5 protein-coding genes are annotated in these 6470 nt (G+C 59.5%); 4 read left to right on the top strand and 1 reads right to left on the bottom strand.

The genetic code is table 11. The features are described from left to right. From A3754_RS14190 to A3754_RS14175, 4 genes are all read left to right on the top strand, one after another. Nucleotides 1–361: sulfurtransferase (locus A3754_RS14190; protein WP_255363137.1), on the top strand; the 361-nt coding region annotated here is incomplete at its 5' end. 38 nt (nt 362–399) lie between these two features. Next, the gene (gene asd, locus A3754_RS14185; RefSeq protein ID WP_063520218.1) at nt 400–1266 is read left to right on the top strand and encodes an archaetidylserine decarboxylase; all 867 of its coding nucleotides are present in this window, start codon (nt 400–402) and stop codon (nt 1264–1266) included. Between the two features lie 165 nt (nt 1267–1431). Further along, nucleotides 1432–2577 (top strand): alpha/beta fold hydrolase, encoded by a 1146-nt coding sequence (locus A3754_RS14180; RefSeq protein ID WP_063520217.1) that lies wholly within the window; start codon nt 1432–1434, stop codon nt 2575–2577. 477 nt (nt 2578–3054) lie between these two features. Beyond that, a complete protein-coding gene (locus A3754_RS14175) occupies nt 3055–4083 on the top strand; it encodes a glycosyltransferase family 9 protein (RefSeq protein WP_231880636.1) in 1029 nt (342 codons plus the stop codon). 174 nt (nt 4084–4257) lie between these two features. On the opposite strand, the gene A3754_RS14170 is transcribed toward A3754_RS14175, so the two are convergent. Further along, on the bottom strand, nt 4258–6384 hold the full coding sequence (locus A3754_RS14170) for a metallophosphoesterase (protein WP_063520215.1): 2127 nt from the start codon (nt 6382–6384) through the stop codon (nt 4258–4260). Nucleotides 6385–6470 lie beyond the last annotated feature (86 nt).

The raw sequence follows: 6470 nt of genomic DNA, 5'->3' as shown, positions 1-6470 counted from the left end.
CCATTATCAGGATGACGATGTGGTGATCTGGGATTCCCGCTCCCTGGACGAATTCGACGGTGTGCGCGCCTTCGCCCAGAAGGCGGGGCACATCCCCGGGGCCCGTCACCACGAATGGACCGAACCCATGGACAAGCAGAACAACCTGCGCCTGCGTCCACTGGAAGACATCCGCGCAGAATTGGCCGCCCAGGGCATCACCGGCGACAAGGAAGTGATTGCCCACTGCCAGACCCATCACCGCTCCAGTTTTTCCTGGCTGGTAGGCAAGCTACTGGGCTTTGAACGCATGCGCGGCTACGCCGGCTCCTGGGCCGAGTGGGGGAATCACCCCGATACGCCCGCGCAGAAAACCGAATAACCCGGGCCAATGGCTCCCTGAAAGAGTAAGGATTCCCCTTGAATAACTGGCGCGACAAACTGTTCGTTACCCTGCAGTATCTGGTCCCTCAGCACGGCCTGTCCCGGCTGGTGGGCATGCTGGCCCGCAGCGAAGTGCCGTGGATCAAGACCACCTTCATCAATCTGTTCATGAAGCGGTTCGGCATTGACTTGTCCGAAGCCCAGATCGAAGACGCGGATCGATTTCCCACCTTCAATGCTTTTTTTACGCGCGCACTGAAACCCGATGCCCGACCACTGGAAGCCAGCGGCGATAACGAGATTGCCTGCCCGGCAGACGGTGCTGTCAGCCAGCTCGGCGCCATTCGCGCCAACCAGGTATTCCAGGCCAAGGGGCACGATTACTCCCTCTACGACCTGCTCGGTGGCGACAGTGCGCTGGCCAGTGAATTCACCAATGGCCAGTTCGCCACCATCTACCTCTCTCCCCGCGATTATCACCGTGTGCACATGCCTTTTACCGGCACCCTGCGCGAAACCCGTTACGTGCCTGGCGACCTGTTCTCGGTGAACGAAGCGACCGCCAACGGCGTGCCCAACCTGTTTGCCCGCAACGAACGGCTGGTGTGCATCTTTGATACCGAACAGGGCCCCATGGCAGTGATTCTGGTCGGCGCCATGATTGTCGCCGGCATCGAGACCGTATTCAGTGGGCAGGTCACCCCGCTGCCCAAACAGGTGGTCACCACCGACTACCTGCGCACCGCCCCCATCACCCTGGAGAAAGGTGAGGAACTGGGCCGCTTCCTGCTCGGCTCCACCGTGGTCATGCTGTTCCCTGAAGGGAAAGCCGGCTTTGAAGATAATCTGAAAGCCGGCAGCCAGGTACGGGTGCGCGGCAAACTGGGCGCTTATACCCACTGATATAAACGCCCCGCCCTGCACAGATCCCGCTCATCCGCAATGACCGGAACTGCGGCAAATCGGGGCGGGTATCCCCCCCGACATCAATGGCGGTCCGCACGGCAACTGCGCCCGCCCGCTTCTTCCCTACAATAACCGCCCGTTGATCCTTAGCCGGTGGAATTCATGCTAACTGACACACTACAGCAGGTGGTTTACAAGCGAACCCGCCCCTGGCGGCATCGCCTGGACAATGGCCGGGCGCGCCTTTTCGACGCCCAGCAACTCAGCCAGGCGGAACAGACGCCCTACGAGACCCTGTTCGACGACGGTCTGGTAAAACTGCGTTATTACCCGCCGCTGACCGAAAGCGCCATTCCCCTGTCGGACGGCACCGTAGTGCCGGTCAGCCAGACCACCCAGCGCACGCCATTGGTGCTGGTGGCACCGCTGGCAGTGAACATGCTGATCTATGATCTGTTCCCCCAGCGCAGTCTGGTGCGTTACCTGCGCGCCCGCGGGTTCGAGCTGTACATGGTCGACTGGGGCCGCCCCGGCCGCCATCACAACCACCTGAGCCTGAGCAGCTACTTTGCGGACTATCTGCCCAAACTGCTGGTGCAGGTCCGCCAGCACAGTGGTGAGCAGAAACTGAGCCTGCACGGCTGGAGCTTCGGCGGATTGTTCAGCCTCTGCTACGCCGCCCTGGGTAACGACCCGGACATCAACAACCTGGTATTGATCGGCGCGCCCACGGATTATCACCGCAACGGCGCGCTGGGCGGCCAGTACCGCGCCCTGAGCCGCCGGGCCAAGTGGATTCGCAAACGCACCGGCCTGCGTATCCATGATGTGCCTGCGGACCTGTTGCGTTCCCCGGGCTGGGTAAACAGCCTGGCCTTCAAGCTCACCAACCCCATTGGCAGCCTGCAGGGTTACTGGAGCCTGATGAAGAACCTGCATGACCGGGACTTCGTCGCCTCCCACGCCACCAACGGGGCTTTTCTGGACGACATGGTGGCCTACCCCGGCGGCGTGATTCAGGACATCATCCGCTACCTGTGGACGGACAACGTGGTCGCCCACGGCCAACTCCCCATGGAAGGGACTGACGGGCACCTGAACCAGGTCACCGCTAACGTGCTGAACATTACCGGTGCCAACGATCCCATCGTCACCCCGGAATGCAGCCAGGCCATGAAACCGCTGATTCGCAGCAAGGATAAAACCTTTGTCACCATTGATGGTGGGCATATGGGTATCCTGGGCAGCGCCGCCGCACAGAAACAGAGCTGGGGGCGCATTGCGGAATGGTTGATCGAGCGGGATTAAAAGCAGCAACAAGCTGCTAGTGACTAGCGACAACTCGGGTTAGGCGCGGTGCCTCACGGTGGCCGCTCTGCCCGCGGGATCCAGTTCAAAGTCCAAAGTTGAAAGTTGAAAAGGAAAACCGGGGCGACACCAGCCTCTCCGTTGGCTCTACTGTAGGAGCCCAACTTGAGGGGCGAACCGAGCGGAGCGAGTCGACAGGAATCCAGATCTACCCGCAATATTTCCTGAAACCTGTCGAGCCCAAGGAACTTTTCTGGCTTCCCCTATCTATTTTTCGCAACTCGCAACTCGCAACTCGCAACTCGCAACTCGCAACTCGCAACTCGCAACTCGCAACTCGCAACTCGCAACTCGCAACTCGCAACTCGCAACTCGTCATATAACCGTCACCCTTACCGCCTAGTCTGAAAACAGTTTTCGCTGATAACTGTGTTCGCCTTCATGCCTCGCCTGTTAATACTTTTTCCGTGCAGCCATATGGGCAACCTGCTGATTGCCCTGCCGCATTTACGCACCATGCTATCGGCGCATCCTGATGCCTTGTTGGTGACAGATGCGCGTTACCAGGCATTGGTGGCGCAAAGTTTGCCCGGCGAAAAACGGTTCCTTTTCTACCCGGAACAGGCACTCTCTTCGACCCGGCCTTTATGGCAGCGTATAACGCATTACCTGGGTTTTGTGCGCGCCATGCGACGCTTTCGTGCAGACATCTGTGTGGACATTGAAGGCGAACAGAAATCTGCCACGCTGAGCCGACTGTCCGGTGCAGCAACACGCATCGGCCCGCCGCGCCGCCATGGCCACTGGTTCTATAACAAATCGCTGGAACCGGACTGGCAAGGCCACCGCTGGCACAGCTACGCCAGCCTGAGCCAACCCGCAGCATCCGCGCCGGCACATTACCTGCCGCTAGCCGAATGCCCCGACAGCAACGTGCGCATCCGTGCCTTGCTGCCAATGCACGCCGATGAAACTCGCCTGATTCTGCATGTGGGTGCCACCAAGACCTACAAGATGTGGCATGCGGAACAATTCGCGTCGCTGTGTCAGCATGCACGCCGCGCCGGACTCACCCCCATATTAATCGGCGCCGGACACAAGGACCGAGTACAAATAGCCCGCGTACAATCCTTTCTTTGCAAACCGGTGCTGGATCTGTGTGATCAACTGAACCTGGCGGAGTTGATTGCACTGCTGCAACACAGCCGAGCCTATGTGGGTAACGACAGCGGCCCCATGCATTTGGCAGCGGCCTGCGGCATTCCTACCGTAGGCCTGTTCGGCCCCACCAATGATGACCTCTGGCACCCACTCTCACCCCACGCCCGCGTATTACGGTGGCAACCCTGCGCAGCAGAATGCGAGCGCAGCAGCTGTGCCCGGGACAGCTACCCCTGCCTGCAGCGTATTACCGTAGATCAGGTGATGGACACGCTGTCGTCATTGGGGGTGCCTGTCGGCATGCATTCCACCGCCCCCCGCCGCGCAGGCGAAAAGCTGGCGTAATCTTTTTTATTCAGCGGTTCCTTGGAAAGAAACGGTTCGAAATAGGCCTGCGGGTGCCGCCGTGAACGAGACACTCACCTGCCCCCCCAAAAAAACGCAGCCCGTTTCCGGACTGCGTGATTATGAAAAATGGATCTGCCTTTGTTGTTATGGGAATCCCATTTCTGCTTCCGGCTACAGGCCGTCCAGCAATCCAGCCAACAACCCGGTGATCGGCGACAACAAATCCAGCAGTGGCGCCAGCGGGTTCAGCAAACGCTCATCCAGTTGCTCTGTCACCTCACGGACCACCGTTAACAACACCGATGACAGTGCATCACCAGGCAAGGTGGTGTAATCCTCTGCACCGGGGATCTGGTTAAGCCACAACACATCATTCACCAGATTTTCCAGGGTGCCCTGCACCGTACCAAGCAGTTGCTCACCGGTGGCACTGGTATCCAGCATCACCAGCTGCTCCAGGGTATTGGCAAGGCCCAACGATACGGTTGAAAGCACAGACGTGAGCCCGGCGAACACCGGCACTTCCCCAGGCACCTGCTCCTCAACGCCATCAAGAATATTGTTCAAGTTGCGCGACAAAGACACCAGCGGTGCAGCAATAAAGGCAACATCATCCACGGTACTGCCGTCACCGCCCACGCCCACATCGCCGCTACCCGTACCGACGCCGGCGGCCAGAGCATCAAAGGCGCTGCCAAGCTGATCGAAAGGGGCCGGCAGGCCACTGGTATCGATGGCCTGCAACTGCTCGGAAGCCGCCAGCACCGCCTGCACCGATTGCGTCATTTCACTGCTGTCGCCTTCCAGGATCGCCGCGGTTGCCGCATCCATAGCATTGAACAGGATGTCGGTACCGGCAATGATCTGGTCGAACACCTGACGCTGCTCTTCCGGCAGGTTGGCACCTACTTCGGTAAAGCCGGACACCAATGTCTCGCGCAGTTCTTTCAACGGGCCGGTGAAGTCCGCATCGAAACCATCCGGCAGCGGCAACGGCAGGGCACCATCGCCCAGCGGCTGGCCGGAGAAATCATTGTTGCCGCTGAGCAGCACCATGGGCTGCTTCTCATAACAATGGGTGTAGGCCGGCGTCAGCTCACCGCCACTGATCACACCCAGGCCTTCCGCTTCCGGGTCCACCGTATAGGCTTCGATGCAGAGCTGAGCCGGGGCCATGGTTTCCGCATTCGCCTCCACCGCTTTCATCCAGAAAAAGCCGTAGGTATCGCCCTGCTGAAAACGGGCGGCATTACGTTCCGGGTCATCAATGGAGCGAGTCTTGCCGGCGGCACCGCTCACCACAAATTCCGTGCGCCCACAGGACGGCACGGCATTGAGTACCTGCAAATCGTGATCATGACCGGCGAAGAAAAAATCGGTCTGGTCGCAGACCGCTTCTTCCATGAACGCCTTCCAGCGCTCGCCGGCCAGCACCGGTAACAGTTCACTGGGTACGCCATCGTAGTTGCCCGCGTTACCGTGGCTGCCATTGGACAAGTACGGATGGTGCGCCATGCCAATGCGGAATACCGCATTGGAGCCAGCGATGGCATTCACAGCCCAGTTACGCTGATCCACACCATAGGTGTGATACGCGTAGGCAATATCCGGGTCGGCAAAGCCACCCGCAATGGGGTTGGAATCCAGCGCAAAGAAATCCACCAGAGGGCGCTCCCCCTGAGAGGTATTACCCGCACTGTGTTTGAAATAACGATCCGGCATATTCCAGCGGTCAGACAGGCGGCCATCGAAATAGGAATAATCCACCTGGAATTCGCCACGGGCATTGCCCGCCCCGTCGCCGCCCACGTAACCGGTATTGTCGTGGTTACCCAGCACCATGTAGAACGGCAGCTGTACCGGCTCAAACGGTTTTTCAAATTTTTCTGCGAACTGGGGATCATCCACGCTGGTGACCCCGGACTCATAAATGTTGTCGCCCAGCCCGACCACCAGATCGCACCCTGCAAAGGCCATGTCACCGACAAATTCATCCTTGCCGTCACAGACATCGGCTATCGCCTGCCCCACGGCATATTGACCGGCAGAGCCGCTACCGGAATCGCCGATCACAATAAAGCGTACCGCCGCTGGCGGGTTAGCGCCGGTTTCACCGCCGCCGCCCTCATCCGGCTCTCCGTCTCCTTCCCCTTCACCACCATCACCAGGGCCATTGGGCGTTTCCACATTGCCGCCATCGGCACCGGCATTCACGCCACCACCGGAGGAGCTTCCGCCACCACAGGCCGTCAGGGTAATCGCCGCCACCAGGGGTAACAGTTTCCAGTAAGCGTTCATGAGATCACCTCTTCAGTATTCAGCACGGGGGGATGGGAAAATGCGGTGCGCAACGTGCGCGGTCGGGATAATGGCTGATCTTCGAT

The organism is Alcanivorax sp. HI0083, assembly GCF_001635175.1.
Note: the sequence above shows the minus strand (reverse complement) of the source record. Positions and strands in the feature narration are given on the sequence as shown.